The organism is Kribbella capetownensis, assembly GCF_004331485.1.
Taxonomy (GTDB): Bacteria; Actinomycetota; Actinomycetes; order Propionibacteriales; family Kribbellaceae; genus Kribbella; species Kribbella capetownensis.
Genome location: NZ_SJKD01000015.1, coordinates 1 through 24,426, shown reverse-complemented (window position 1 = coordinate 24,426; position 24,426 = coordinate 1). Strand labels below are relative to the sequence as shown.

Here is a 24,426-nt window from a genome sequence, read left to right as displayed (position 1 = left end):
CCACGGCTACCCGGCGAATTCGGCTGCGTCGAGACGGCTCCGATCGACGGTCACCCTGAAGACGTCGGGACGACTCGAGTGACCGGTGGAGTCGAGTGCCAGGCGTTCGGCGCGGACCATGTCGAGATCGATGTCGGCGACGATGATTCGCTCCTCATCGAGCACCGGCTCGACGACCCAACTGCCGTCCGGTGCGGCGATCGCGGATCCACCGCGCCTGATAGCGGTGATCCCGGTCTCCTCGAGTGCCGGTCGCAGCGGGAAGTCCGGTGGTACGTCGTCGATCGCGAGCAACCCACATGCGGCCAGCGACCAGACCCGGCCCTCGATCGCGATGAAGCGGGCCAGATCCACGGTGTTGTTGGGATTCCCGGGCCAGACGCTGACGTGGATGTCCTCACCGTCCGCGTACAGAGCATGCCGCGCCTGCGGCATCCAGTTCTCCCAGCAGTTCAGCCCGCCGACGCGTGCGTGCCCGACCTGGTGCGTCCGCAACCCATATCCGTCGCCGTAGCCCCAGATGAGCTTCTCCTCGTACGTCGGCACCAGCTTGCGATGGCGGCCCACGACGCCCTTCCGCGGGTCGATGGCGAACAGGGAGCAATAGATCGTCCCGCGCGCCGGGCCCGACCCGCGCTCCGTCGTCCCGACATACACGAAGATGTCGAGATCGCGGGCTGCCTCAGTGATCTGCGCGATCTCAGGCCCACCGGCCTCGATCCCGGCATCCAAGTAGGCGGCGTACGCCTTCTTCTGCACAGGATCACCGAACGCGGACCCGTTGGTGAACTCCAGCCAGAACGGGTAACCAGACAGGAAGGTCTCAGGGAAGGCGATCAGGTCCACACCGTCGCGGGACGCCGTTTCCAGCCAGGCCGTCACCTTGCTGGTGGTGGCGACTGGGTCCAGCCAGACTGGCCGGGCCTGAGCAGCAGCGATTCGCATGCTGCCGACGCTATCCGCGGGTTGCCGGCTCTGGAACCGGCCGATTGCGAGGATGGGGCATAATGAATCGTTATGCCCCCAGACCTTGAGATCGCGCTGCTCCGGGCCTTCGTCGCCTCTGCCCGAGCGGGCAGCATCAGCCGTGCCGCGGCCGCACTCGGGCAGACGCAACCGGCCGTCAGCCAGAAGCTGCGACGACTGGAACGCACGATAGGTCAGCCGTTGTTGCTCCGGGCAACTTCTGGTGTCTCCCTGACGAACTCCGGTGAGGCCCTGCTTCCGTACGCCGAGCGTATTCTGTCGCTGTCCTCCGAGGCTCTTTCCGACGTCGGCAAAGACCTGTCCGGCCAGTGCGGCGTCGGACTCGCCGAGGACATCGCGGCTGCACACCTGCCACAGTTTCTCGCCCGGTTCGCGATGCTGCACCCGCACGCGAAACTCGAGGTGATGGTGGCCAGTGGCCCAGGGTTGCGGCAGGCGCTCAAGAAGAACCGGATCCAGATCGCGCTATGCGACGTCAGGTACATGCAAGAACCACCGCGCTGGTCCTGCCGTTTCCCCTGGTCTGGGCCGTCGATCCCAGCCTCGACCCTTCCACGGAGCCCCTGCCGCTCATCCTGTTCTCTCGGCCCTGCCTGTGGCGGTCGGCAATCCTCGAGACCCTCGACGCGGCTGGCCGCTCATGGCGGCTCGCCTTCGAGAGCACCAGCCTGGTCGCCGTCCAGGCCGCTTTACGCACCGGACTTGGCGTCGCACCGATGCTGCCCGCCAACGTCGACCCCGAGCTCCGCGCTCCCCGGAACCATCCCGGCCTGCCCGCCCTTCCCACCGTCGAGATCGGACTGATCCGCCGTTCCGGCACCGAGGGCGACCCCCTCCTCGACGCCGTCGACGCCGCTCTCCACCGCATAATCTGAGCCCTGCGCCTTGAAGTGACGCGAGCCGCCAGCCCCTGTAGTCCTCGCAGATGACACGCGGTTGCATACAGGCGCAGGCCGAGATAGGTGAGCGGGACAGAGTCGGGGAACCGGGATCTCATGGAAGCGAGCCGGTCGTAGAACGAGCGTGCACGTGGTGGCAGTTACCATGCCATGGTGCACAGCGTGGACAGGTTGCTCGCGCATCGTGTTGAGCAGCGGGTTCATGGGTGCCCGTCCGTGGCCCTTTCGCTGGTGTTCCGGCAGCAGATCGATGTGCAGATGGGCTGGGTAGTCGGCGATCACGGGATAGATCAGGAGCCGCTCCGGGTGTGCACCAGCCCGGTCATCTCGCCGCTCGGCGTGGCCGGCTCGGCGGGGGTGATCGGTGCCTACCGAGCCCTTCGTGAGGAGCGCAGCACGGGGTGCGCGCGTCCTCGCCGGCGTTCGGGCCACCCCGGACGGCGGGTGCGCACACCACCTACGTCTGTCGTTCGTCGCCGCGCCTGCCGACCTGGCCGTAGCCGTGAACCGATTGCAGGAAGCGTGGACCGAGTACGAGCGCAGCCTGACCACCGACCACCGCGTGCTCGACTCCGCGGTCCAGATGTTGTGACCCGAGTTTCCGCTCGCCGTTGACACACGGTCGACGAAACGTCATCGTGCAACGCGCAAGCGCGACACAGCCAGCGAGGATCGGCGCTCGGGGGAATCCTGCCTGATCACGTTCGATGGTTGCGGCGCTTGCTAACCCAGATCGTTCGTGATCTCGTCGCTCGCTGCCGTTTAGGTCTGCAGACCACCGTCCTGTGTTGATTCTGTCAGGTGGATGGGCCGGTTCGTAGGACGACCCAGCGAGACCGCAGTCGCCGCCAGGCGCACCGCAAGCGCAGTCGAGCGAGTGACAGTCGGCGGCGAGGTTGCCATCCTGCGTGCCGGATGGTTGCTTGAGGCACCAGCTCTGGACTTGCCGGGTTCGGCGGCGACGTACACGTCAATCCGCATGGCTGAAGGAACGCACGGTCCTCACTGTCGAGGTCGCCACCTGGTTCTTCGCGCGCGAGACGCCAACGGCAACTCTCGAAGTCGGTGTCGCCCCGTCACTTTCGAGATCGAAGGGGTCGCCAGAGAATCATCGCCCTCACTGAAACGGGTTAGCTGCTGTGCCGACGCGGCTCTCATTGTCATAGCGGTAGACCTCGCGACCGTTGATGAGGACGCGCAGCGCCCGGCTCATGACGTCGAGCGGGTCTCCGGACCACAGGACCAGGTCTGCGTCGAGGCCGGGCTTCAGAGTGCCCACGCGGTCGTCTACGCCGAGGATCCTGGCCGGATTGACAGTTATCGACCGCAGTGCGATCTCACGGTCAAGGCCTTCCTTGACTGCGAGGGTGACCTGATGGACCAGCAGGTGGACCGGGACGGTGGAGTGGTCCGTGGTGATTGCCAGCTCCACGCCTGCCCGCGCGAGAATGCCGGGGCTGCGCAGGTCCAGCTGTCGTGTCTCCACCTTGGAGCGGGACTGATGAGTGGGCCGCTGACAACCGGAATGCCGCGCTGTGCGATCAGATCCGCGAGCAGGTGGGCCTCGGTCCCGTGATGGATTACGAGCCGGTAGTCGAACTCCTCGGCGAGTCGTATTGCGGTGGCGATGTCGTCGGCTCGGTGGGCGTGCTGGCACCACGGAAGTTCCCCGTCGAGCACCCGGAGGAGCACCTCTTGGGTGGGGTCGCGGTCGAACGACAGGTGGGCTTCGAGCGCGGTATCGCGTTGCCTGCGGTAGTTCTGGGCTGTGACGAAGGTGTCTCTGACCACGGCGGCCGATCCGAATCGGGTGGAGGGCAGCCTGTCGCGACCGCCGTACGACCCGATCGGATTCTCGCCGAGTGCACTCTTCACGCCAGCGGGCTCACGCAACACCATGTCGTCGGCGGTGCGTCCCCAGCACTTGACCACGACGGTCTGGCCGCCGATCGGGTTGGCCGACCCCGGCATGATCGCCGCCGTGGTGACCCCGCCGGACAGCGCGTCGGTGAAGCCGGTGTCGGACGGGTTGATCCCGTCGAGCGCCCGCAATCGGGCGCCGTTCGGGTCGGTGGCCTCGTTGATCGGATCGCCGGCTTCGCCTTCCTCACCGATTCCCAGGTGTGTGTGTGCTTCGACGAAGCCGGGAAGGACCCAGCATCCGGTCGCGTCGACTGTCGCCGTGTGCGGCGGGACCGGGATGTCGGCCATAGGACCGATCGCGGCGAGCTTGCCGTCTCGGATCAGGATCGTCCCTTCATCAATGGGATCTCCGTCGACCGGAACGACATACCCGCCTGTGATGGCGACCGTGTCTGCGTGCTCGAGCATGTGATCAGGGATTCCTGGGTTCTGATGAGAAGGCGACGCGATGGTGATCGACCTTCGTAGATGGTGTGAGTTCGTCCTGCTCGTCACCGCGATAGAGCACTGCAGCGGTGATGTCCTCGCCGGCGAAGCGACGTACAGCGTCCCAGGTCCTCCAGTACGTGATGAAGACGAACTCGGTGTGATCCGCGGTGTCAGTCCAGAGGATCTGGGCCCCGACGTGTCCCGGGACGGCGGCACTCTCCGTGACTCCAGTCGACAGCAGATGCTTCTCGAAGCCGTCGGCATGGCGACGGGGGACATGACCCTTCCAGGTGCGCACGATCATCGGAGATCCTGCGCAGACGGGGGCGGTCGGCGCCCGTAGGGCGGTCCGGCGCGTAACAACCGCAAGGTGACTTCTGCGGCGGCGAGATCCTGAACGCCGAGTCCGACGAGCTTGGCCAGCGTGATCTGGTTGTCGAATGCGGACTTGACGTGTACGTCGCCATCGGATCCGGCTGGTGCGAATACGACGATCGGCGACTCACCGAGTCCCTGGCTGAAGGCCGCGAACGCTCTCTCGACGGGCTCGACAAGATCGGCGAAGCCGACCACGTCCCGAATAGCTGAGGGAGAATAGGTCTCGAATCTTTCGCTCACGAGACGTCCAGAGCTGGTGCCTCGAGCAACAATCCGACCCCGACGACGGCAACGTCCCCGCCGACGGTCACTCGCTCCACCACGTTCGTGGTGCCGTGGGCGGTGACAGCGATCACGCTGGGCCGCTTGACGAATCTGCCCTGCTTCAAGCCGAGCTCGACGCCATCGCGGGCCAGGCGGTGACGGAGCAGGTACGCGGCCACGCAGCCCGCTGCACTTCCGGTAGCCACGTCCTCGACCACGCCGTCGTTGTTCCAGTGCCTGCCCTCGAGAGCCTCGGCGTCCAGCACGTACGCGAACTGGGCACCGAGGTCTCGAAGGAACCGGTCGAAGTCCGAGTGCTGGATATGAGCGCGAGCCAAGGCGTCACCGTCACTCACGGGAACGATCAGGTAGCGCAGCCCGGTCGAGACGACCTCCAGCGGCAGCGTGGGATCGAGATCGCCGCGATCGAGGCCCAGGGCGTGCGCGATCGCGGGGGCTTGTTCAGGCGACAGCGTCCGGATGAATTCGGGGCGGCCCTGGTCCAGCAGCGCGGAAACGTGACCGTCAGGATGTTGATGCGTCTGGGCCCGGACTGTCCTCGCGGGGAGTTGGAACGTCCAGCACGTCTCTATTCCCATCGCCACGTCGGAAGCCAGGTGGAGCACAGCCGCGGCGCCGAGTAGCGGATGCCCGGCGAAATCGAGTTCGCCCTCCAGATCGAACACCCGCGCGTCGAACACACGTGCGTCCGCGGTGTGGGTGACGAAGATCGACTCGAAGTGCCGCAGCTCCTGGGTGACCCGGGACAGCTGCTTCGCGGTCAGCTCGGGCGGGTCGAGGAAGACGGCAAGGCTGTTGCCCGCGTATCCCGTTCTGGAGAAGACATCGACGTGGTGGTACCCCAAACCAGACGCCTGGGGGCTTGTGGACATGAGTTGAGCGTACGTAGGAGCCCAGCTATTGGATATGGGCATGTGGCTATGGCAGACATAAGGTTTCCCTATGGCGTCTGACTTCGACCTCACGGACCTACGCTCCTTCGCGGCGGCGGTGCGCGCCGGCAGCATCACGCGCGGAGCCGTGGCGTTGGGGCTGAGCCAGCCCGTCGTCAGTCAGCGGATCCAGCGCCTGGAACGGGCGGTGGGGGAGCGCATCCTGTTCAGAGAGCAACGCGGAGCGCGGGTTACGCCGCCGGGCGAGACGCTCTTGGCCTACGCGGAGCGGATGCTCGCTCTGCATGACGAAGCGCAGGCCGCGCTGAGCGGCCGGCGAAATCAGTTGACCGGGCAGCGCACCATCGGCCTGCTCGAGGATCTGGCCATCACTACGTTGCCTGAGGCCCTCGCCGACTTCGCGACGTTGCACCCCCAGGTCAGCCTCGAGGTCATCGTGAGCTCCGCGGCCGCACTGCGCAGACTCGCCGACCGTGGCCGCCTCGACCTCGTCTTCGGAGACCCGACAGTGATGCCGGCGGCCTCCGTGCGATGGCAGCGTCACGTTCCGATGGACTGGGCCTTCACACCGTCCTTCGATACGGCGGCCGACCCGTTGCCTCTTGTGCTGTTCTCCCATCCCTGCCGGTGGCGACAGCCGGTCATCGACGCGATCAGCCGGACCGGCCGCCGATGGACGATCGCGTTCCAGAGCACCAGCGTGCACGCCGTACAGGCTGCAATCGCCGCCGGCATCGGGCTGGGTGCCCTGCTGACGAACAACATTCCGCCGTCCGGGCGACGAGCGTCCGAGCGGGGCGGCCTTCCGCCCGCACCGGCGGTCGAGATCGCGATCGCCAGGCGAGCCGGCGCCGACGCTGATGCCGCCGTCAACAGCCTGGAACGGTTGCTGCGCCGATCGGTCGACGACATCGGTCAGAAGGTCCCGTGACCGTGCCAGCGAATTGTGTGGGCGGCAGATTCAGGCGTTCGTGAGATCGTCGAGGACGAGGGCAGGCGCCTGGTGTGGGTCGTCGGTCGCGATGTGGGGCCGATGATCTGGCGGTGGATGTGGATGATGCTGGTGTCCGCCCGCGGGGTTTCGACGCCGCCGGCAGGCGACAGACTGCCGGGCATTTCTGGGTGTCAGACGAGTTCCAATTGACCACTAGGACAAGGAGATGATCGTGCTGCTGGAGAACAAGGTTGCCGTGATCTACGGCGGTGGCGGAGCGGTGGGCGGTGCGGTGGCACGTGCGTTTGCTCGCGACGGTGCGCGGATCTTTCTCGCGGGACGTACGCTGAGTCCGTTGGAAGCCGTGGCCGGTGACGTTTCCATTGCCGGTGGATCGGTCGAGGTGGCCGGCGTTGATGTGCTGGACGCCGATGCGGTCGAGCGGCATACGGCGCGCATCGTCGAACAAGCGGGTCGGCTGGACATCTCGTTCAACTTGATCGGCTACGGCGACACCCAAGGGGCGCCGCTGGTGGAGACAGGGCGGGAGCGGTTCATCGGGCCGGTCAGTACGGCGATGGAGGCGCACTTCAACACCGCGACCGCTGCGGGGCGGCACATGATCGCGGCCGGCTCGGGGGTGCTCCTGGCGCTGACCGCGCAGGCCGGTCGTTTGCCGTACCTCAACACGGGAGGATTCGGCGTGATCTGTGCGGCGATCGAAGGCCTGTGGCGTCAGCTTGCCGCCGAGCTGGGCCCGCACGGCGTCAGAGCTGTCTGCCTGCGCTCGGCCGGTTCGCCGGACACACCCGGCGTCGAAGAATCCTGGGCCCAGCATGCCGAGAATGAGGGCGTGACGAAGCAGGAGTGGTGGGCCAGGATGACCGAGAAGACAGCCCTGCGGCGCCTGCCGATGCTGGCTGACGTGGCCAACGTCGCCGTACTACTGGCCTCCGACCATGCCGCCGCGATCACAGCAGAGATCGCGAACGTAACCTGCGGCGAACTCTACGACTGAGCCCACTGCCGATCATTCACCTTGGGGGTTTTGTGGGTGGCGTAGTTGTCGAGCACCAGGTGCAGGTCGAGGTCTTTGGGGACTGCGGCGTCGATCAGTTTCAGGAAGCGCAGGAATTCCTGGTGGCGGTGGCGGCGGTAGTGCTGGGCGATGACCGAACCGCTGGCCAGGTCGAACGCGGCGAACAGGCTGGTGGTGCCGTGCCGCACGTAGTCGTGGGTCATCCGTGCTGGGGTGGCGGGGGATCGGTCGACAGCTTCCACGTCTCGACCAAGTGCGGCTTCAGCCCGAACGCCCGCCAGATCCGCGACACCGCGCTCTGCGACATCCCCGTCGCCGAAGCCATCGATCTCGTCGACCACTGCGTATCACCCTTGGGTGGTTGGGATTCCAGCGTCTTGGTGATCACCTGCTCGACCTGTTCATCACCAATCAGCCGCGGCCGGCCCGGACGCGGCTCGTCCGACAACCCGTCCAACCGGTCGGCCAGGAACCGCGACCGCCACTTCGACACCATGTTCCGCGATGCCCCGACGTCCGCAGCGACCTCGCCGATCGTGCCGCCGACCGCACACCGCAGCACGATCCGGGACCGCAACGCCAACGCCTGCGACGTTTTCGGCCGCCGAGCCCAGCCGGCCAGCACCGACCGTTCCTCGTCGGACAACACCACCGGATCAACCTTCGGGCCCGGCATCACGCCAGACTACCAACTAACCCCGAATTAATGACTCAAGACACTAGTTGTGGTCATAGCGATTCTCCTTGTTTTCAACGTTGTTCTGCCATGTCAAGCCAGCCTCGAACAACTACTGCCTCGGATCTCCTTCGCGGATCGGACCTGAGGGTATGGATTCGATACCGGTATCTTCAACGAAACTGGTCGTACCCGTCGAGGTTCGCGGCTGGTGCTGGCAGGCCGAGGACGGCCAAATCGCCCGCGAGGCGCTCCCTGACGACCTTCGGCGCGCTCATGCGCCTGGACGGCGGGGACTCCTAGCGCGTAACCTCGCCGCACACGACTGGCGAAGGTGGGACACCACCGGGGAGTGAACGTCAGAGCATCGACCGCCTGGGTGCTCGTCACGACGACTGCCCAGGAGCGTCAATGACCCGGATCCTCCACCTGTCCGACACCCACGTGTCCGCCACCGGTCGTGACGGCGATGGCGTGGACGCCATCGCTGCGCTGGAACGCATGCTGTACGACCTGCGGCATGTCCCCGATCTCGATCTCGTCGTGGTCAGCGGCGACATCGCCGACGACGGCAGCGCTGCTGGATGTGCCGCAGTTCGCGCACGCATCGGCGAGTTCGCGGCCCGGCGGCGGATCCCGCATATCTACAGCACGGGGAATCACGACGACCGCACGGGTTTCCGTGATGCACTCGGAAGCGGCCACATCGGCGCCGACGGCACCGACATCGGCAAGCTCATCGACAACGCAGGTGACCTCCGGGCCGCAGTCACCCCGGTAGGTGGTCTGCGAGTCATCACCCTCGACAGCCTCGTTCCCGGAGAGACTCACGGAGTTGTCGACGAACGCCAGCTCCGGTGGCTGTCAGGTCTCCTCTCCTCGCCGACCGAAGTCGGCACGGTGCTGGTGTTTCACCACCCGCCCCTTCGGTTCCCGGCGATACCCAACGTCAAGCGGGTCGTCCTCCAGAACATCGACGAGCTCGAGGACGTCGTCAGCGGCACGGACGTACGTGCGATCCTCACCGGACACCTACACTTCCAGGCAAGTGGGTTCCTCGGCGGAGTGCCGCTCTGGGTGACCCCGGGTGTGGTCACCCGGATCGACACGACGGCAGAGCGCCATCTGGTGCGCGGTGTGCTAGGCGCTGGCGCCACCGTGGTCGACGTGACCGAGCCGACTGCACCGACGTTCCATCTCCTCCACGCGCGCGACCCGCGGGCCGGCGAGGAGGTCTACGTCTACGACGCCTTGACCGGTGCAGATGTCGCGGAGTCCGAGCCGGCGCCAAGTCAGGCAGCGACGGCCTCGCACAGAGGACTACACGGCAGTCCTGCGGCACATTCTCGAGGCGGATACCGATGATGAAGGCGGTCGTCTTCGACCTGGACGGCACCCTGCTCGACACCATGACCTGTGCTCCACAGGCGGACGCCGACACAATCCGGGCTCTCGGCGGGCCGCGAATCGGATGCTTGTCGCAACCGAACTGGCCGGATTCTTGCCGGAGGTTGTTGGGGGCGCGGAACCAGTCCATCAGCGCGGTGACGCCCGCTCTGGCCAGACCGCGGCGGCGGAAGGTTGGCTCGGTGATGGTGGTTCCTCTGGCTCACACGCGGGGATGTTCGGCCACAACCCGGCCCTCGCAGCGGACCGCACACGTTCGAGGTCCACGTCCACCGTCCGGCCGATCACGGTCGGGTCGACGGTGTAGTCGTTGGTGTCGAGGCGGACGTCGTAGTCGCGTCCCAGGCGGATCTTGTTGCGCCAGCCCAGGTGCAGCGGGATCGGCGGCAATGCCGGCATGGCCGCCAGGACCGTGGCGCCGCACGACCCGCCTGCGCCGCGAGGTTGTAGCGCAGTTGGCGGGTATCAACCGACTACGTGATGCGGATCGACCAGGCGGGCGGCTGTGGCCACGGCGGCGGGACCGGCAATTCGGCGGCCGAGCTGACACTCGGTGCGGCGCTGCGGCCAGCGAGCCAGCCAAGCAGTTCATGCCCGGCGGCAACGACCGCCGGTCCGCCCGGCGTGACGGTCCACGTGCGGCCGAGATCGATTGCCTCGGCCGAGCCCAGCGGGAAGCCTCGCGCCTTCATCGTGACCAGCGTGTCGTCGAGGGCCCAGGCCACGTACGAGGTGGGCCAGTCCCGCATCTGGTAGTCGCAGCACAGGTCGACGTGGTGAGCCTCCACTTCTCGTAGGCATCGCCTCAGGGTGAACCAGGCAGGGTGCGGCCACCCGGCAAGGGCTGTGACCGTGTGGCGCCAGGCATCTGCGGGCATCTCACTCATCGCCGCCGCGAAGTCTTCCAGGCTGACTCGCAAGTCGCTGGTGACCTCCAGAGCGGGGGCTGTGGCGCCGGACGGGGGAGCCGTGGTCGGCCTGCTGCCGAGTTGCGTACTGCCGCGCGCCGAACGCAGCAGCCAGCTGTAGGCATCGGCGCTCCGCGCGACGTGCACAAGTACGTGGCCGCGCGCCCAGCGCGGAAGCATCGACGCGCCGCGAATGTCGGCATCGGTCAGGCCGGCGGCCGTCGTGACGAGACGGCGGGCGGATTGCTTCACCTCGTCAATCAGGTCGCTGATCGACGGTTCATCTGGCCAGGGCGCCAAGGTCATTGAATCACCGGAGCCAGGAGCCCGCGCCGACGATCAGCGCCAGAACGCGCAGTGCCGCGGAGCGGTCAGAGTCCGGCCGATCCAGTTCCCCGAATCGTTGCTGGGTCATCAGGCAGAAGCCTCCAGAGGTGGACGAGTGATCGCCGTACCGGCGGTGTGCCGCGCGGCTGCTGGGCAATGCCGGCTCACATCTTCACACCGTCTTCACTCCTACGCGTCGACGCGTCCGAGGTGGTTGGCACCCCTGGGGTCGCCGACCCACGAAGGAACAGCACGGTGAGGCTCGCCATGATGATCACCAGCCCGAGCCCAATCCAGGTCGCGGTCTCGGCGGCATGCGCGTACTGCGAGGTCGTGGGGGCGGCGCTCAGGACGGCAAAGAAGATGGTGCCGATGACCGCGAGTCCGGCTGAACCCGCGAACTGCTGGACCGTGTTGAGGGTGCCCGACGCGATGCCCGCCTGTGTCGGTCGTATGCCGGCGAGGGTGGCGCCGATGAGTGCGGGCAGGACCAGGGTGTTGCCCAGGCCCATCAGGCCAAGTCCGATCACCAGCCACGGAACCGTGATCGAGGCACCGTGGATATGCAGCGCCAGGGCGAGGAGCACGTCGGCGACGCCGTCGATGACACAGCCGGCGAGGATCACGGTGGGCGCACCATGGGTGAGAATGAGCCGCTTACCGAACATCGGCGCGACGGTGCCCAACAGCGCCATGGGGAGGAAGCTCAGGCCCGCCTGCGAGGCAGTGAGGCCGAGGCCGTTCTGCAGCAGCATGCTGAACACGAAGATGCTGCTGGCGAAGTTCGCCATGAAGGCGATGCTGATGCACAGTCCGGAACTGAATGTCCTGCTGGCGAACAGCGCCAGGTCCAGGAGTGGATTGCCGCCACGCTGAGCCAGCCGCCGCTCGTAGCTGAGAGTCAGGAGCACCGCAGGCACGGACCCCGCGAGCAGCACCCAGGACCACAACGGCCAGCCCTCCTGCCGGCCTAGCACGAGCGGCGCTTGCGCGAGTGCGAGTGAGCCGGTGATGCCGATGAGGCCCAGCAGGTCGAGCGAGCGGTGTCGCTCGGTCGTGGTGCGGGGGAGCAGGCGTGCCGCGAACGCCAGCACGAGCAATCCGATCGGAAGGTTCAGGAAGAAGACGGCCCGCCAGCCAAGCCCGAAGACGTTGACCACCAGCAATATCCCACCAAGTACCTGACCGAACACGCCGCTGACCGCGCCGGTGATGCCGAACCAGGCCAGTGCCCGTGAGCGCTCGTCGGAGGGGAAACCAACTGTGATCAGCGACAAGATCTGCGGGACCATGCCGGCCGCCGTGAGGCCTTGGATCAATCGGGCGCCAACTAGTTGGGACGGCGTCTGAGCCAGGCCGCACAGCGTCGACGCGAGCGTGAATCCCGCCATGCCCAGCAGGAACATCGTCCGATAGCCGACGAGATCACCGAGCCGACCTCCGGTCATCAGACCGGCGGCGTAGGTGAAGGCGTAGCCACCAACGACCAGTTCGAGGGCAGCCTGGCCCGCGTGCAGGTCGTGCTGCAGTGAGGGAACGGCGACGTTGACCACATTGAGGTCGAAGCCGTACATGAACATCCCTGCCAGCACGACCGGCAGCATCGCCCAACGACGAGACTCGTACATGCTCAGAACACCCCAGTTAGTTCGACGAGCATCGATTAGATCGAAAGGTATCGAACTGTACGTCGTTTGTCGAACTATCGATCGATCTGGCCTATGCTCGACGCATGACGGTGATGGTGGACGGCCTGCACCCGGCCGCATCCGAACTTCGGCTGGTCAAGGTCCTGGCCGCACTGGCGGACCCCGCCCGCTTGGCGATGGTGCGGACACTCGCCAGGAACGGTGAGTCGCCATGCACGCAGCTCCAGGACGCTGCGGGTCTGACGATCGGAAAGTCGACGTTCTCCCATCACCAGAAGGTGCTGCGCGAGGCGGGCGTCATCCAGGCACGTATCCAGGGCCAGCAACGCATCCTCACCGTGCGCCGTGACGATCTGGATGCTTGCTTTCCCGGCCTGTTCGAGGTCGTCCTCGATGCCCCTGAGAAGTTGATCGGCACCAAGCGATCCGACTGAGCTATGCCGGGGGAGTCGGATGTTGCACCGTCTGTCCCCGGCACAGCTGCCGCCGTGGCCGTCACGAATCCATCCGGGTTGTTGAGCATGATGTTGTGCCCACAAGTTGGGCACCGTGACGCGCGTTCACGATGGGCAGTGTGTGGCCGTTCGCGACGACGAACCCGCGCTGAGGATCTCGCGGGAAGTCCAGCCGTCGCCGAAGAACTTCGGCTTGTGCCTCCCGCGAAGGCAAGAGGTGCAGGAAGGCGAGGCCTACGAAGTACTTGCTGCGGTCGGTGATGTCCAGTTCGCTGGGTTCGCTCAACCGGCGGTTGAGGTCGGCGCGGCCCGCGTCGGTGAGCTCGAAGACCTGGCGGGGTGGTCCGCTCGATCCGGGTTCGGGGCGGCGTGCAGGTACCTCCCCGGACCGGCTGGGCCGGATCGTCGAGCGGGTCAGGAGGCCAGACGTAGCGATAGATGCCAGTACCATCACCGCGGCCGCCAGCCGCATCGAGCAATACGGTGTTGTCCAACCAGCCCAGCCCTGAGCAGACGACGCCGAGAGTCGCCACCGGCAGCCAGGGACCGGCCTGCCATCGGACGCGCGCAGCGTGAGCCGCGGCGAAAGGCCAGGACACGACAGTCGCGACGCCCATCTGGACGCAGGTCAGCGTGAAGGCGTCGGCTTGACGGATCCGGCTGCGGACCAGCAGGTTCCCGCCCGCGTAACTCACCGCCGCCAAGAGGAGCGCGCCGGCGCCGTTCAACTCCTGGCCTCAGCGATCAACAGGAACGGAACGCCCAGGCTCACTGTCACCCACACCCCGGAGCAAACCACTCCGTCACTGATGAAACACAATGGTCACGCTAACTCGATTAGAGGTAGAGTGTCGATCCTGTTTCTCCTGCGAGGAACCCGCGGCGCTGGACCAGGGCATGAAGGCGCCAGCACCGGCGACCAGAGAGGACTCGATCGTGTGAGCAGCCTGTTCAACCGCGGTATGGACCGCGCTCGCAGTGGACAATGCCGGGTTCCGTCGTACCTGGCGAGTGTGCCGAGTGGGCGCCGCCTGCTGGTCATCGGAGCAATGTCCCGGCTTGGTATGGGAATGACGCCGCTCGCCTTGATCCTCTCCGTGATCAGGACCGGGAACGGGTTCGGTGCAGCCGGAGTGGCGACCGGCGTCTACGGCCTCGCCGGCGCGGGCGTGGGACCCCTGGTCGGGCGTCTGATGGACCGGCTCGGCCCGAGCCTGCTGCTGCGCATCATGGGTCCGCTCAATATGGGATTGACGAGTGGCATCTGGTTGGCATCCAGGTCCGGATTGGCCTGGACGTATGTGGCGTGTGGCCTTGCCGGTGTCACGTACCCACCTCTGACCGCGGCCCTGCGGGGCAGTTGGGCCGGCCTGTTCGGCGAGGAAAGGTCTGCGGTGCCCCTCGCCCGCCTCCGGGCGTCGGCGCTGGCGCTGGATGCCGTGACCTTCGAGTTGGTCTTCCTCCTCGGTCCGGCACTGGTGTCAGCGATCGTCTCGTTCGCTCCGCCCGGGGCAGCCTTGGTCTTCGCGGCCTTCGTCACGGGTGCAGGAAGCTTGCTCGTCGCTGTCAATCCCTTGCTGAGCTCGCGCTCGACACCCCCGAGCCAGAGGACTCATCCGCTGGGCCCGTTGCGGATGCCTGGGTTCGGCGCACTGGTCGCGACATCCGGTGCTCTCGGCATCACCTTTGGTGCCGTCACAGTGGCAGTGACTGCGTTCGCCGACCGAGTCTCAGCCAACTCCGGGACTGCAGGCTTTCTGCTGGCCCTCTGGGGCCTGGGCTCGATCATCGGAGGCGGCTTGTTCGCACGGCGCCCACCGGGGCGTGCGCTCCAGACCGTGCTCGCGGTTCTGCTCTGTCTGATCGCCGTGTCGACGTTGTTGCTGGCCGCAACGTCAGGACCGACAGCGATGGGCGTGGTCCTTGGACTCGGGGGACTTGCGGTCGCACCCGCCGTCGCTGCCTACACCACACTGGCCAACTCAGCCGTTCCCGCCGACGTCCGCGGTGAGGCGAATACATTGCTGGTCGCGATTCCCGCGGCTACGCAAGCGCTGGGTTCATGGATCGCCGGTCTCCTGGTCGCACGCTTTCATGGCCCGCAGGTGGCTTTCGTGGTCGCCGGCGCGGTCACGGCGACCTCGTTGCTCTGGCTCCGCTGGCCTCGACGCGCAGGAGTGCTCAGAAGTCGTGACTTGGAGGAAGTCCGAACGGACAACCCACGGTAAGCCCCAAGCAGCCAACGGAGGTAACTGATGAATAAGCGAGAGGCGATTGTCGCCGTAGTGCGACGATGCGAGCGGGTGCTGGTCATTCAGCGCGGCCCAGCCGCCCGGCTGCCGGGCTACTGGGCACCCCTCAGCGGCAAGCTCGATCCCGGCGAAACGCAGGCGGAAGCCCTGGTCAGGGAAGTACGCGAGGAAGTCGGCCTGAAGGTGACACCCATCGCCAAGGTCTGGGAATCACAGACTGAGGACGCCGCATTCATCCTCCACTGGTGGACCGCCGAACCCGAAGAAGGCGACCTGGTCACCCACCCCGGAGAGGTCAGCGACGCCAGATGGGTCACGGCCTGCGAGTTCTCCCAACTCCAGCCGATCTTCAGCTCCGACCGCGTGTTCTTCGAGCAGGTGCTGCCCAACCTCTGACACCCGGCTCTCGGCGGCACGAGAAGGGGCAGCTGGTACGCCGGGTTGTGCGTATCGCATGGTCGGTGCTGACCAGGATCCTGCTCTGAGGGTGGTACTGCTCATCGATCTGGTCGAGCAGTTTGTCAGCTGAACTTCGGCCTGGTCCTCCGCGTCGTGGACGGCGGTCGCGTCTCTTCGCCGAGCAACTGCACGACGGAGAGAGAAAGACCGGGGCAGGGGTTTGCAACACAGGGCGGTAGGCGCAGTGGATCGCAGCGCGAAGGATGGTTGCCAGCCTCTCCCGGCAGTCTCAGTGCGGCCGGAGCAGGGAATCAGCTCCACGACCAGGGAGTCCACGTGCGCCACACCTACGTCGCCGGCACCGCCACCACAACGTTCGGTCGCCATCCCGACAAGACCCTCATCGACCTCGCCGTGGAGGCGGGGGAGATGGCCATCGCAGATTCAGGCCTTGAGCGGTCTGAGATCGACGCTGTCTACTTCGGCAACTTCCTTGGCCGCGGAATCGACGGCCAGGGCGTCATCGCATCCCTGCTTGCGCTCAGGCTTGGGCTCGCCGGCGTTGCCACCACCAATGTGGAGGGCGCGTGCGGGTCCGCCGGCATCGCGCTTCGTCATGGCGTTCTCTCCGTGGCCGCCGGCGCAGCTACTGCCACTCTGTGCATCGGCGCCGAGCACATGACGCGTCCGGGAACGCAAGCCATCACGAAGCTCCTGACCGAAGCGGGGGAGATGGCCACCGACGGCGCGGCCGGCCTGACATTTCCCGGGTTCTTTGGCTTGGTCGCGAACGCGCACGCCGCCCGATACGGCTCCACGCGCGACGACTTGGCAGCTGTCGTCATGCAGAACCGTGCCTGCGCCGTCGCGAATCCGAACGCGATGTTCCGTGAAACTGTGAGCGCTGATCAGATCGCCTCCGGGAAACTGATCGCGGACCCGTTGCGGTTACTCGACTGCTCACCCATCAGCGACGGTGCCGCCGCGGTCGTTGTCACCGACTGGGCCCACGCAACCAGCTCGCGGAACGGTGCGGTGCGCGTGCTGGCGTGCGAGCAGACGTCCGGACCTGTGGGCATCCGGCACATGGAGACATTGACCAGCTTCCCGGCGACTGTCACCGCGGCTCAGCGTGCCTACAAGAGTGCGGGTCTCGGCCCTCGGGACATCGACGTCGTGGAGCTGCACGACTGCTTCTCCATCACCGAGCTCGTCAACGTCGCGGACCTGGGCTTCTTTGCTCACGGCGAAGCGCATACCGCGATCGCCGAGGGGCTCACCACGAACGGCAGCCCAGGGGTTGTCGTGAATCCCAGCGGTGGGCTTCTCGGGCGCGGCCACCCTGTTGGAGCAACCGGCCTCGCCCAAGTTCACGAGGTGGTTGGCCAGCTCCGCGGAACCGCGGCCAACCAGCTTCCCGCCGCGCATGTCGGGATGGCCCACAACCTCGGCGGCGCTGGTGCCACCGCCACCGTCACCATTCTTGGAGCCGCGTGATGCAGACCCTCGAGTCGTACACGGTCATCCGCGTCGGCGTTCCCGACGCCCCCTACGTCATCGGCGTGATCCGGGACGGTGCCCAACTCATCACCGGGCGGCTCGATGCTGCCGCCGACATCCCGGTACGCATCGGAACGCCTGTCTCAGCTGTGAGCCACGACGGTGACTACACGTTGTACTCCGTCGCGGGAGCAGGCCAGTGAGCGACCTCGCCATCGACAATCTGCGTCGACCGACGCCTCATACGGGGCTCAAGCCGCACCCGGACGAGTGGGTCCTGGGACACGTCTTGCGCAGCCAGGCAGCCGCGCGACCCGATGCCGTGTTCCTGTCCGACGTGACCGGCCAGACCCTCACCTACGCCCAGACGCTGACTGGTGCTGAGCGTGTCGCTGCCGGACTCCGAGCCAGCGGGGTACGGCACGGCGACCGGGTGCTGCTGCTGATGCAGAACTCTGCGGAATTCGTTCTGACCTGGTTCGCAGTCAATTTGCTCGGGGCAGTCGAGGTCCCTGTGAACGTCTCGAATCGAGGACACTCCCTGGTCCACCCGGTCAACTTGTGCCGAGCCAAGGTCGCCGTGGTCGACGCCGCCCTGATGGCACGACTCGAAGAGGTCGCCGATGACCTCAGGTCTTTGGAGACGGTGATCGTGCATGGCCAGTTCTCGGCGCCCACCCGCTGGACGAGCATCGACTTCGCTGACATCGCCGCCGCACCACGACTTGCCGAGGTTGTCCCCGTCACCCATAGCGATCTGGCCTGCATTATGTACACCTCCGGCACGACCGGGCCGGCCAAAGGCGTCCTTGCTCCTCACGGTCTGGCGTACCTCCTCGGACGCCAGGTCGCCGACCGGCTCGCCCTGACCGGCGACGACACCTACTACGTGTGCCTGCCGCTGTTCCACAGCAATGCCCAATGGGCACAGGTGTACGCCTCACTCATCGCCGGCGCCCACGTGCACCTGGCCAATCGGTTCAGCGCGTCAGCCTGGCTCAATGACATCCGTACCAGCGGCGCGACCGTCTCCAGCCTCCTCGGTGTCATGACTGAGTTCCTCGATGCGCAGCCGCCGCAAGTCAGCGACGCCGAGCACTCCCTGCGACGCGTCCTGGCAATCCCGATGCCGGCAAGACTCGCACGGACCTTTCCCCAGCGCTACGGGTTCGATTGCGTCGAGGCATACGGAATGACCGAGATCTCCTTGGTGCTCTGGCGCCCCGACGGCGACTCCGTTCGCGCCGGAAGTTCCGGCAAGCCGTACGGCGACATGTTCGAAATCGCTCTTCTCGACCCGGACACCGACCAGCCGGTGCGCCGCGGGGCGGTGGGTGAGATCGCCGTCCGGCCTCGCCACCCGTGGACAATCGCCGCCGGCTACGACGGCATGCCTGAAGTGACCGCCGAAGCATTCCGCAACCTGTGGTTCCACACCGGGGATGCGGCTCGGGTCGACGACGACGGCTACTACTACTTCGTCGACCGCATCCGAGACCGCATTCGTCGACGAGGTGAGAACATCAGCTCTTTCGAGATCGAGCTTGCCGTTGGCTCCCACCCAGCCGTCATCGAATGTGCCGCCGTCGGCGTTCCCGCAGACGAAGGTGAAGACGACATCAAGGTCGTGGTGGTCACCAACCAGCGCGTCACCGCGCAGGAACTCGTTGATCACTGTCGAGCCCACCTGCCGTACTTCGCCGTTCCGCGCTACGTCGAGTTCGCCCCGGAGCTGCCCAAGACGCCAAGCGGGAAGATCACGAAGGCCGAAATCCGCAAGCGCGGCGTCACCGGTGCCGAATGGGATCGCATCGGTGCCGGTATCCACATCGGACGGGAGTCATGACAGCCGAACCAGTGGGGTCGGCTCTGCGCGGGAACGGCGTGCTGATCTCAGGCGGCGCGTCCGGCCTCGGCGCCGAAGTCGCCGATCTGATGACCAGCTACGGAGGACAAGTCACGATCCTCGACCTGACCTCGAACGGGCATCCCTCCGCTCAGCACGTCGGCGGCGATGTCCGAGACTTCGACGCGTGTCTGGCTGCTGCCAAAACGGCCGCCCAAGCGCCCCGCGGGCTCCGCCTGGTGGTCGCCTGCGCGGGCATCGTGGGGCCTGAACGACTCCTGCCAAAGACCGGGGAGCCGCAAGCTTCGGACTCTTTCGCGCGCGTCTTGGACATCAACATGCTCGGTACCCTCAACCTCCTCCGCGCAGGCGCCGCAGTCATGGCGCTGAACAAGCCCGACATCGATGGTCACCGCGGCGTCTGCGTCCTCACCTCTTCAGTCTCGGCGACCGAAGGCCAGGTGGGACAGGTCGCCTACGCGGCATCCAAGGCCGGCGTCGCAGGTATGACGCTGGCAGCTGCCTGCGACCTCGCCGACCGGGGCATCCGAGTCGTCAGCATCGCACCAGGTGTCTTCGCAACTCCGATGTACAACGAGCAGGTGTCAGGCAAGGCGAGGGCGGGCATCGAAAGCCAACTGCTCTTCCCCAAGCGACCCGGACACCCAGCAGAGTTCGCGTCCATGGTCGCCTACACGGCAACCAACAAGATGCTCAACGGCGTCACCATCCGGCTCGACGGGGGCATCAGGATGAACGCGCGTTGAGCCAAAGCCCGGCCGGCTTCCCGGGCGCGCACAATCGCGGGGCCGGCCGTCACAATTCGCACAAGGTTGCGCGACGGCGGCAGTATGCTGAGACGCACGTGCGTTGCGCGCCAACTCCAGCCGCATGCCTGACGCGGGGATCAATCACATGACTGAGGACATCCGGCACATCGTCGACACCCTTGCCGCCGAAGTCGCACGGTCCATCGTGGTCGTGACACCTGAAATCCGCGTCATCACCCACAGCGCCCACCTCGGCGACGAAGACACCGTCCGTGTCAGAGGCATCTTGCAACGCCAGGCTGAGCCTGCTGCCATCGAGCACATCAAGGCACAGCGCGTCTCCACCTGGAGTGAGTCCGGGTTCATCCCGTCGAACGACGACATCGGTATGAAGCGCCGCTCCTGCACCCCCGTCCGCTGGCAAGGACAACTCCTCGGCTACCTCATGATGATTGACGAAGCATGCACCCTCACCACCAGGGAACTTGAGCGAGCCGAACATGCAGCCGCCGCCATCGCCGTCATTCTCAGCGGCATCGCGCAGAAACAGGCTGGACAGCAAGAAGCGAAAGAGAACTGGCTGGCCGATCTGCTGGCGCCCGAGAAGGAAACCGCACAACGAGCTGCCCGGGCAGCTCCCGACGGTGTCCCAGTTGCCGCGAGCTCTCCCGTTCAGGTCGTGGTCGTGGAAACGGTCGCCGGTCACGCCATGTCCACCCCCGAAGCAGATGCCCTCATGCGCGCCGCGCTCACCGCTGTCGCCGCCATGACTGGGTCAGCGCTCTGTGCCTACCTCAGCCGAGATGGGCAAGGCGTCATGCTGCTCGCTCTGGCACAATCCTCCACAAAAGTGGAACTCACAGCGCAACGTGTCATCGACCGACTCACAGGACATGCTGACGTCAAGCGAGCTGTCGTCGGTTACGCGCACGGCCCTGACGGCCTCACCGACGCAAGCGTCGCCTACGAGCGGGCCGTCACAGCCGCACGCGGAGCCCTGGTCCTCGAGGACCGGGCCGACATCGTGGATTGGGACGACCTCGGTGTCTACAGCGTCCTCCTCGACATGAGCGCCCGGACACTCCAGCGCCTGGTCCCCGGTGGCATACATGCGCTCAAGGCCGCCGACCCTTCCGGGGTACTGCTGCAGACCGCAGAGGTCTATCTCGACGTCGCCGCATCGCCACCCGCGGCGGCAACCACGCTGCATGTCCACCGCACGACCCTCTACTACCGCCTCGGCCGGATTCGCGAGCTGTCCGGACTGAACCTTGCCGACGGCAATGACCGGCTCACCTTCCACCTAGGGCTGCGCGCTCTGCGTGTCCTCGAGGCGTCGGTGGGCCCCACAGCTCTGTGAGGATCGAACGGCCGCTCCCAACAGGCTCTCCTCGTCCGGATGAAGCGGCTCAGCAAATAGCCCTACAAACCGTGTAAACGCTCTGGCTTGGTTGCGATTCCCAGCGATGGTGGCAGACTTGCCACGTGTATTCGACTTCTGACCGCTGGGATGCGGTGTTTCCGATCGCCGGGGAATTTGTTGAGGATTTTGTCCAACAAGCCCAGGTGTCCGATCGATGGCTACGGCCGAGCGTCTTGCCAAAGATGTCCGTCGGAGAACTAGCCTGTCACCTGGGGCGGCAATTGACGCTCGCCGCAGAGCTCCTGCAGGCTACAACCGCCATCCCACCGCTGGATTCGGTTGACGAGCACTACCATCGGGCTGCATGGGTCATGACCAGCTCTCCGGATGACCCGCCCAATGACCGCACCGCAGCCGAGGCCGAGGCTGCGCTTGGCGTAGCCGCACTCAGGACTCGAGTCGACAAGGCACTCGCTACGCTGACGACGCTGCTTGCGAGCCACACCACTGCTGACGTGGTGTTGATTCCTTGGCAAGGCTGGTCCTTGCGCCGAGATGACTTCTTGCTGACCCGCATGCTGGAGATCGTCGTTCATACCGACGACCTCGCGCTGAGTGTCGGAGTCCCGACGCCGCGATTCCCGGAGGAAGTCTTCGCGCCCGTGCGCGACCTGCTGGTCCGCTTAGCCGTGCGCCGTAATGGTCAGTCAGCGGTGATAAGCACTCTTACCCGTAGGGAGCGTTCGCAAGTTATCTCCGCATTCTAGCGGCGCAGGTTCTCGAATTTCCCACACCGCAGGTTTTCTGGAGCCGGCGGCGACATTTGCTAGCCATCTTCCTGGTGTCTGGCTGCCCAACGGAATGTGGACGTCGCTCGGCACATCCCTTGTCCCATTGTTGCCTCCGGCATCAGAAGGGTGACGGCGCTGATTCCGGAGGCCCATGAGGCAACGATCTCCTCCCGCCGCACGTCTGGAGCGTTCAAGAGGCGCGCTCTGCGGCACGAGCGGACGTTGACCGCCAACGCTCGGCCGGTGTGGTCAGATGTCAGGAGCTTCGCACTACCAGGCGTTCGGCAGCGGTCACCATGATGTCGGCGACCGTGGCGAGAGGAAGCCCGCGGCCGGCGTAGAGCTGGTCGAAGAACTCGAAACCGGTGACCGCCCACAACAGATCGACCGCGTCGGCAGGGGCCAGGCCCGAACGCAGGACGCGCTGGTCGGCCAGGCGCTCGGCGTGCCAGGCCAGCCCGGTGGCGCGGTCCTTCGCCATACGATCCACCACTCCGCCGACGGCTTGGGGATCCAGTGCCGCCATCGAGTAGAGAACACGCAGTACCTGACGGTGTTCGGCGAAGGTCGGCACGGCGGCGCGGACCGACTCTTGCAGGGCCTGGAGAGCATCGGAGTCGCCAGAACCGTCGGCCACCCGGTCGAAGCCGCCGCGGTGTCGCAGGTCGTCGCCGAGTGCGTCGAAGAGTCCCGCCCGTGAGCCGAACACCAGGTAGATCGTTGATCGCGACACATGCGCCATGGCCGCGACCCGTTCGACACTAACCGGCTCGGTCGGTGCCTCGCATAGCCGTTGGTAGAGCGCGTCCAAGATGCTGCGGCGCGTCTGCTCAGCCGCGTCCGCACGCAGCCGCTGCTCGTACTTCCGGTTGGCCATGACTCACACCTTACCTTTGGCTTGACAGAGCGTCCATCGGAAGACAGCATGTTCAGCGAAAGACAGAATGTCCGATGAAAATGCAGCAACGACCGAGGAGCACCCATGGATCTGCAGTTGAACGGAAAGCGTGCCCTGGTGACCGGCAGTACCAGCGGGATCGGCCAGGCCATCGCGATCGCCCTGGCTGCCGAGGGCGCCACCGTCGTGGTGCACGGACGTGATGCCGAGCGGGCGAAGGCCACGGCCAACGTCATTGCCGCCATCGGCGGCGCGGCGACGATCGTGCTGGGCGACCTGGCCCATGAAGCTGGTGCGCGAATGGTCGTCGCCGCGGTGGAGGCTTCCGGCGACGTCGACATCTTGGTCAATAACGCCGCCGCGACGGGCGGTGACGAGGGTTGGATGGCGGGCGGCCCGACGGAGTGGCTCGACCTCTACAACACCAACGTGACGTCCGCGGTCCGGCTGATCGGGGCGTTGACCCCGGCGATGCGAACTGCCGGATGGGGTCGGGTCATCCAGATCGGCAGCGCCGCGCACCCGTGCCCGCTACCGATGAGGGCTGCCTACAGCGCGACCAAGGCCGCGCTTTCCAATCTCACCGTGAGCCTGTCAAAGGAACTGGCCGGCACCGGGGTCACCGCCAACACCATCAGCCCAGGCCCCGCCCTGACTGACGGGTTCCGCGACCTCGCCCTCACCTTTGCCCGGCACCACGGAATGGGAGACGATGCCGACGCCGCTACTCGTGCGCTGATCAGCGGCCCACTGGCCAACCCGTCAGGCCGCCTCGCCGAACCCCACGAGATCGCCGCCCTGACCGCGCTGGTCGCGAGTCCACTCAGCGCTTCGATCAACGGAGCCAACCTACGGATCGACGGTGGGTTCACTCCGACTGTCAACTGACCACGCACAGTCCCCACCGGGCCCGACGCTCGTCGGGGACTGCCGCACGGATAGGTGTTATCTGAGGTGGCTTGCCGAGAGCCGGGACCGCACCGGGTTCGGTTCAGCCGGCGCTCGGGCTCCCCTTCGTCATGGCAGCTGAGGCGAGTACGGCGACCGGCACAGCCAGCAGCGCTGCCCATCCCGAACGCTTCGTCTGCCCGGCCGCGCAGGTCTCGATCGCCGTCTTGGTGACCTCGCCATGAATCCGATAAGCCTCCGCACCCAGCACGGAATCACAGGTGGCCGTCGCCGATCCCGAGGCAGGCGGGGAAATCACCAGCCACCCGATGATCAGGAAGCCAACAAACGTCAATATCCACAAGAATGCGCACACCGCGCGAGCATTTGGGTTCATTCGGATTCCTTACGTCGAGATCTCGGATTCTGTTGCGCAGCATCGATCCTGCGCGCCGAGCTCACCTGACTCACTCAGCTGTCGTACTGGATATCAGGTGGATTTGTGGCGGGCGCCGCCTTCGATGTGGACC

25 protein-coding genes, 5 pseudogenes and 1 riboswitch are annotated in these 24,426 nt (G+C 66.1%); of the genes and pseudogenes, 16 read left to right on the top strand and 14 right to left on the bottom strand.

What is annotated here, in order from left to right; translation table 11 throughout:
* Window positions 1–6: 6 nt before the first annotated feature.
* Window positions 7–945, bottom strand: a complete 939-nt coding sequence (locus tag E0H75_RS40320) for a carbon-nitrogen hydrolase family protein (RefSeq protein ID WP_131519007.1) — start codon at window positions 943–945, stop codon at window positions 7–9.
* Between the two features lie 72 nt (window positions 946–1,017).
* Between E0H75_RS40320 and E0H75_RS45170 the strand changes: the two are divergent.
* From E0H75_RS45170 to E0H75_RS40310, 3 genes and pseudogenes are all read left to right on the top strand, one after another.
* Window positions 1,018–1,407: pseudogene (locus E0H75_RS45170) on the top strand (LysR family transcriptional regulator); the annotation flags it as partial.
* A gap of 47 nt (window positions 1,408–1,454) precedes the next feature.
* Window positions 1,455–1,862, top strand: a complete 408-nt coding sequence (locus tag E0H75_RS43810) for a LysR substrate-binding domain-containing protein (RefSeq protein ID WP_202873415.1) — start codon at window positions 1,455–1,457, stop codon at window positions 1,860–1,862.
* 406 nt (window positions 1,863–2,268) lie between these two features.
* Window positions 2,269–2,478 (top strand): hypothetical protein, encoded by a 210-nt coding sequence (locus E0H75_RS40310; RefSeq protein ID WP_131519006.1) that lies wholly within the window; start codon window positions 2,269–2,271, stop codon window positions 2,476–2,478.
* 525 nt (window positions 2,479–3,003) lie between these two features.
* Here E0H75_RS40310 and E0H75_RS44440 read toward each other — a convergent pair.
* From E0H75_RS44440 to E0H75_RS40290, 5 genes are read right to left on the bottom strand one after another with little or no spacing between them, the layout of a single operon-like run.
* On the bottom strand, window positions 3,004–3,318 hold the full coding sequence (locus E0H75_RS44440) for an amidohydrolase family protein (RefSeq protein ID WP_337589530.1): 315 nt from the start codon (window positions 3,316–3,318) through the stop codon (window positions 3,004–3,006).
* Window positions 3,204–4,217, bottom strand: a complete 1,014-nt coding sequence (locus E0H75_RS44870; RefSeq protein WP_337589529.1) for an amidohydrolase family protein — start codon at window positions 4,215–4,217, stop codon at window positions 3,204–3,206. The genes E0H75_RS44440 and E0H75_RS44870 overlap by 115 nt, the downstream gene beginning before the upstream one ends.
* A 4-nt stretch (window positions 4,218–4,221) precedes the next feature.
* Window positions 4,222–4,542, bottom strand: a complete 321-nt coding sequence (locus E0H75_RS40300) for an antibiotic biosynthesis monooxygenase (RefSeq protein ID WP_131519005.1) — start codon at window positions 4,540–4,542, stop codon at window positions 4,222–4,224.
* Entirely contained in the window at window positions 4,539–4,856 is a 318-nt protein-coding gene (locus E0H75_RS43805; protein ID WP_202873414.1) for a hypothetical protein, read from the bottom strand. The genes E0H75_RS40300 and E0H75_RS43805 overlap by 4 nt, the downstream gene beginning before the upstream one ends.
* Window positions 4,853–5,773, bottom strand: coding sequence for a PhzF family phenazine biosynthesis protein (locus E0H75_RS40290; protein WP_131519004.1), 921 nt, complete (start codon window positions 5,771–5,773; stop codon window positions 4,853–4,855). The genes E0H75_RS43805 and E0H75_RS40290 overlap by 4 nt, the downstream gene beginning before the upstream one ends.
* Window positions 5,774–5,843: 70 nt before the next feature.
* Here E0H75_RS40290 and E0H75_RS40285 point away from each other — a divergent pair, with 70 nt between their 5' ends.
* Together E0H75_RS40285 and E0H75_RS40280 are read left to right on the top strand one after the other, a co-directional pair.
* Window positions 5,844–6,725 carry a LysR substrate-binding domain-containing protein gene (locus tag E0H75_RS40285; protein ID WP_131519003.1) on the top strand — a complete coding sequence of 294 codons (882 nt, stop codon included), beginning with the start codon at window positions 5,844–5,846 and terminating at the stop codon, window positions 6,723–6,725.
* Between the two features lie 229 nt (window positions 6,726–6,954).
* A complete protein-coding gene (locus tag E0H75_RS40280; RefSeq protein ID WP_202873413.1) occupies window positions 6,955–7,746 on the top strand; it encodes an SDR family NAD(P)-dependent oxidoreductase in 792 nt (263 codons plus the stop codon).
* A gap of 17 nt (window positions 7,747–7,763) precedes the next feature.
* Here the strand turns inward: E0H75_RS40280 and E0H75_RS45165 are convergent.
* Both E0H75_RS45165 and E0H75_RS45160 read right to left on the bottom strand, forming a co-directional pair.
* Window positions 7,764–8,206 (bottom strand): annotated as a pseudogene (locus tag E0H75_RS45165) (transposase); the annotation flags it as partial.
* A gap of 12 nt (window positions 8,207–8,218) precedes the next feature.
* Window positions 8,219–8,443, bottom strand: a pseudogene (locus tag E0H75_RS45160) (helix-turn-helix domain-containing protein); the annotation flags it as partial.
* Between the two features lie 311 nt (window positions 8,444–8,754).
* A riboswitch (ZMP/ZTP riboswitch) is annotated at window positions 8,755–8,831 on the top strand.
* Between the two features lie 23 nt (window positions 8,832–8,854).
* Between E0H75_RS45160 and E0H75_RS40270 the strand changes: the two are divergent.
* Complete coding sequence (locus E0H75_RS40270) at window positions 8,855–9,808, top strand: metallophosphoesterase (RefSeq protein ID WP_131519002.1); 954 nt, start codon at window positions 8,855–8,857, stop codon at window positions 9,806–9,808.
* A 247-nt stretch (window positions 9,809–10,055) separates the two neighbouring features.
* Here E0H75_RS40270 and E0H75_RS40260 read toward each other — a convergent pair.
* From E0H75_RS40260 to E0H75_RS40250, 3 genes and pseudogenes are all read right to left on the bottom strand, one after another.
* Window positions 10,056–10,252, bottom strand: a pseudogene (locus E0H75_RS40260) (Mu transposase domain-containing protein); the annotation flags it as partial.
* A 71-nt stretch (window positions 10,253–10,323) separates the two neighbouring features.
* Window positions 10,324–11,064, bottom strand: coding sequence for a maleylpyruvate isomerase family mycothiol-dependent enzyme (locus tag E0H75_RS40255; protein WP_202873409.1), 741 nt, complete (start codon window positions 11,062–11,064; stop codon window positions 10,324–10,326).
* Window positions 11,065–11,249: 185 nt separating this feature from the next.
* A complete protein-coding gene (locus E0H75_RS40250; protein WP_131519001.1) occupies window positions 11,250–12,713 on the bottom strand; it encodes an MFS transporter in 1,464 nt (487 codons plus the stop codon).
* 104 nt (window positions 12,714–12,817) lie between these two features.
* On the opposite strand from E0H75_RS40250, the gene E0H75_RS44435 reads away from it, so the two are divergent.
* The gene (locus tag E0H75_RS44435; RefSeq protein ID WP_131519000.1) at window positions 12,818–13,168 is read left to right on the top strand and encodes an ArsR/SmtB family transcription factor; all 351 of its coding nucleotides are present in this window, start codon (window positions 12,818–12,820) and stop codon (window positions 13,166–13,168) included.
* A 524-nt stretch (window positions 13,169–13,692) separates the two neighbouring features.
* Here the strand turns inward: E0H75_RS44435 and E0H75_RS45155 are convergent.
* A pseudogene (locus tag E0H75_RS45155) lies at window positions 13,693–13,917 on the bottom strand (EamA family transporter); the annotation flags it as partial.
* A 210-nt stretch (window positions 13,918–14,127) separates the two neighbouring features.
* Here E0H75_RS45155 and E0H75_RS40235 point away from each other — a divergent pair.
* The 8 genes from E0H75_RS40235 (at window position 14,128) to E0H75_RS40200 (ending at window position 22,086) form a co-directional block, all read left to right on the top strand.
* A complete protein-coding gene (locus E0H75_RS40235; protein WP_165554401.1) occupies window positions 14,128–15,417 on the top strand; it encodes an MFS transporter in 1,290 nt (429 codons plus the stop codon).
* A 27-nt stretch (window positions 15,418–15,444) separates the two neighbouring features.
* On the top strand, window positions 15,445–15,837 hold the full coding sequence (locus E0H75_RS40230) for an NUDIX hydrolase (RefSeq protein ID WP_131518997.1): 393 nt from the start codon (window positions 15,445–15,447) through the stop codon (window positions 15,835–15,837).
* A 339-nt stretch (window positions 15,838–16,176) separates the two neighbouring features.
* Complete coding sequence (locus E0H75_RS40225) at window positions 16,177–17,337, top strand: thiolase C-terminal domain-containing protein (RefSeq protein ID WP_131518996.1); 1,161 nt, start codon at window positions 16,177–16,179, stop codon at window positions 17,335–17,337.
* The gene (locus tag E0H75_RS40220) at window positions 17,337–17,543 is read left to right on the top strand and encodes an OB-fold domain-containing protein (protein WP_131518995.1); all 207 of its coding nucleotides are present in this window, start codon (window positions 17,337–17,339) and stop codon (window positions 17,541–17,543) included. The genes E0H75_RS40225 and E0H75_RS40220 overlap by 1 nt, the downstream gene beginning before the upstream one ends.
* Window positions 17,540–19,186 (top strand): AMP-binding protein, encoded by a 1,647-nt coding sequence (locus E0H75_RS40215; protein WP_131518994.1) that lies wholly within the window; start codon window positions 17,540–17,542, stop codon window positions 19,184–19,186. Before E0H75_RS40220 ends, E0H75_RS40215 begins: the two co-directional genes overlap by 4 nt.
* Before the next feature lie 38 nt (window positions 19,187–19,224).
* Window positions 19,225–19,953 (top strand): SDR family NAD(P)-dependent oxidoreductase, encoded by a 729-nt coding sequence (locus tag E0H75_RS40210; protein WP_202873408.1) that lies wholly within the window; start codon window positions 19,225–19,227, stop codon window positions 19,951–19,953.
* A gap of 148 nt (window positions 19,954–20,101) precedes the next feature.
* The gene (locus E0H75_RS40205; RefSeq protein ID WP_165554399.1) at window positions 20,102–21,316 is read left to right on the top strand and encodes a PucR family transcriptional regulator; all 1,215 of its coding nucleotides are present in this window, start codon (window positions 20,102–20,104) and stop codon (window positions 21,314–21,316) included.
* 125 nt (window positions 21,317–21,441) lie between these two features.
* Window positions 21,442–22,086, top strand: coding sequence for a maleylpyruvate isomerase N-terminal domain-containing protein (locus E0H75_RS40200; protein ID WP_202873407.1), 645 nt, complete (start codon window positions 21,442–21,444; stop codon window positions 22,084–22,086).
* A 280-nt stretch (window positions 22,087–22,366) separates the two neighbouring features.
* Here E0H75_RS40200 and E0H75_RS40195 read toward each other — a convergent pair whose 3' ends face one another.
* Window positions 22,367–22,987, bottom strand: a complete 621-nt coding sequence (locus E0H75_RS40195) for a TetR/AcrR family transcriptional regulator (RefSeq protein ID WP_131518991.1) — start codon at window positions 22,985–22,987, stop codon at window positions 22,367–22,369.
* Window positions 22,988–23,092: 105 nt separating this feature from the next.
* Between E0H75_RS40195 and E0H75_RS40190 the strand changes: the two genes are divergently transcribed.
* On the top strand, window positions 23,093–23,896 hold the full coding sequence (locus E0H75_RS40190) for an SDR family NAD(P)-dependent oxidoreductase (RefSeq protein ID WP_131518990.1): 804 nt from the start codon (window positions 23,093–23,095) through the stop codon (window positions 23,894–23,896).
* 103 nt (window positions 23,897–23,999) lie between these two features.
* Here E0H75_RS40190 and E0H75_RS40185 read toward each other — a convergent pair whose 3' ends face one another.
* Window positions 24,000–24,251 (bottom strand): hypothetical protein, encoded by a 252-nt coding sequence (locus tag E0H75_RS40185; RefSeq protein ID WP_131518989.1) that lies wholly within the window; start codon window positions 24,249–24,251, stop codon window positions 24,000–24,002.
* Window positions 24,252–24,426 lie beyond the last annotated feature (175 nt).

Coding starts and splice junctions, on each gene's coding strand:
- E0H75_RS40320 (WP_131519007.1), bottom strand. CDS start 945: ATGCGAATCGCTGCTGCTCAGGCCCGGCCAGTCTGGCTGGACCCAGTC.
- E0H75_RS40255 (WP_202873409.1), bottom strand. CDS start 11,064: ATGACCTTGGCGCCCTGGCCAGATGAACCGTCGATCAGCGACCTGATT.
- E0H75_RS40220 (WP_131518995.1), top strand. CDS start 17,337: ATGCAGACCCTCGAGTCGTACACGGTCATCCGCGTCGGCGTTCCCGAC.
- E0H75_RS40290 (WP_131519004.1), bottom strand. CDS start 5,773: ATGTCCACAAGCCCCCAGGCGTCTGGTTTGGGGTACCACCACGTCGAT.
- E0H75_RS40195 (WP_131518991.1), bottom strand. CDS start 22,987: ATGGCCAACCGGAAGTACGAGCAGCGGCTGCGTGCGGACGCGGCTGAG.
- E0H75_RS44435 (WP_131519000.1), top strand. CDS start 12,818: ATGACGGTGATGGTGGACGGCCTGCACCCGGCCGCATCCGAACTTCGG.
- E0H75_RS40205 (WP_165554399.1), top strand. CDS start 20,102: ATGACTGAGGACATCCGGCACATCGTCGACACCCTTGCCGCCGAAGTC.
- E0H75_RS40280 (WP_202873413.1), top strand. CDS start 6,955: ATGATCGTGCTGCTGGAGAACAAGGTTGCCGTGATCTACGGCGGTGGC.
- E0H75_RS44870 (WP_337589529.1), bottom strand. CDS start 4,217: ATGCTCGAGCACGCAGACACGGTCGCCATCACAGGCGGGTATGTCGTT.
- E0H75_RS40190 (WP_131518990.1), top strand. CDS start 23,093: ATGGATCTGCAGTTGAACGGAAAGCGTGCCCTGGTGACCGGCAGTACC.
- E0H75_RS40300 (WP_131519005.1), bottom strand. CDS start 4,542: ATGATCGTGCGCACCTGGAAGGGTCATGTCCCCCGTCGCCATGCCGAC.
- E0H75_RS40270 (WP_131519002.1), top strand. CDS start 8,855: ATGACCCGGATCCTCCACCTGTCCGACACCCACGTGTCCGCCACCGGT.
- E0H75_RS40250 (WP_131519001.1), bottom strand. CDS start 12,713: ATGTACGAGTCTCGTCGTTGGGCGATGCTGCCGGTCGTGCTGGCAGGG.
- E0H75_RS43810 (WP_202873415.1), top strand. CDS start 1,455: ATGCGACGTCAGGTACATGCAAGAACCACCGCGCTGGTCCTGCCGTTT.
- E0H75_RS40230 (WP_131518997.1), top strand. CDS start 15,445: ATGAATAAGCGAGAGGCGATTGTCGCCGTAGTGCGACGATGCGAGCGG.
- E0H75_RS40285 (WP_131519003.1), top strand. CDS start 5,844: ATGGCGTCTGACTTCGACCTCACGGACCTACGCTCCTTCGCGGCGGCG.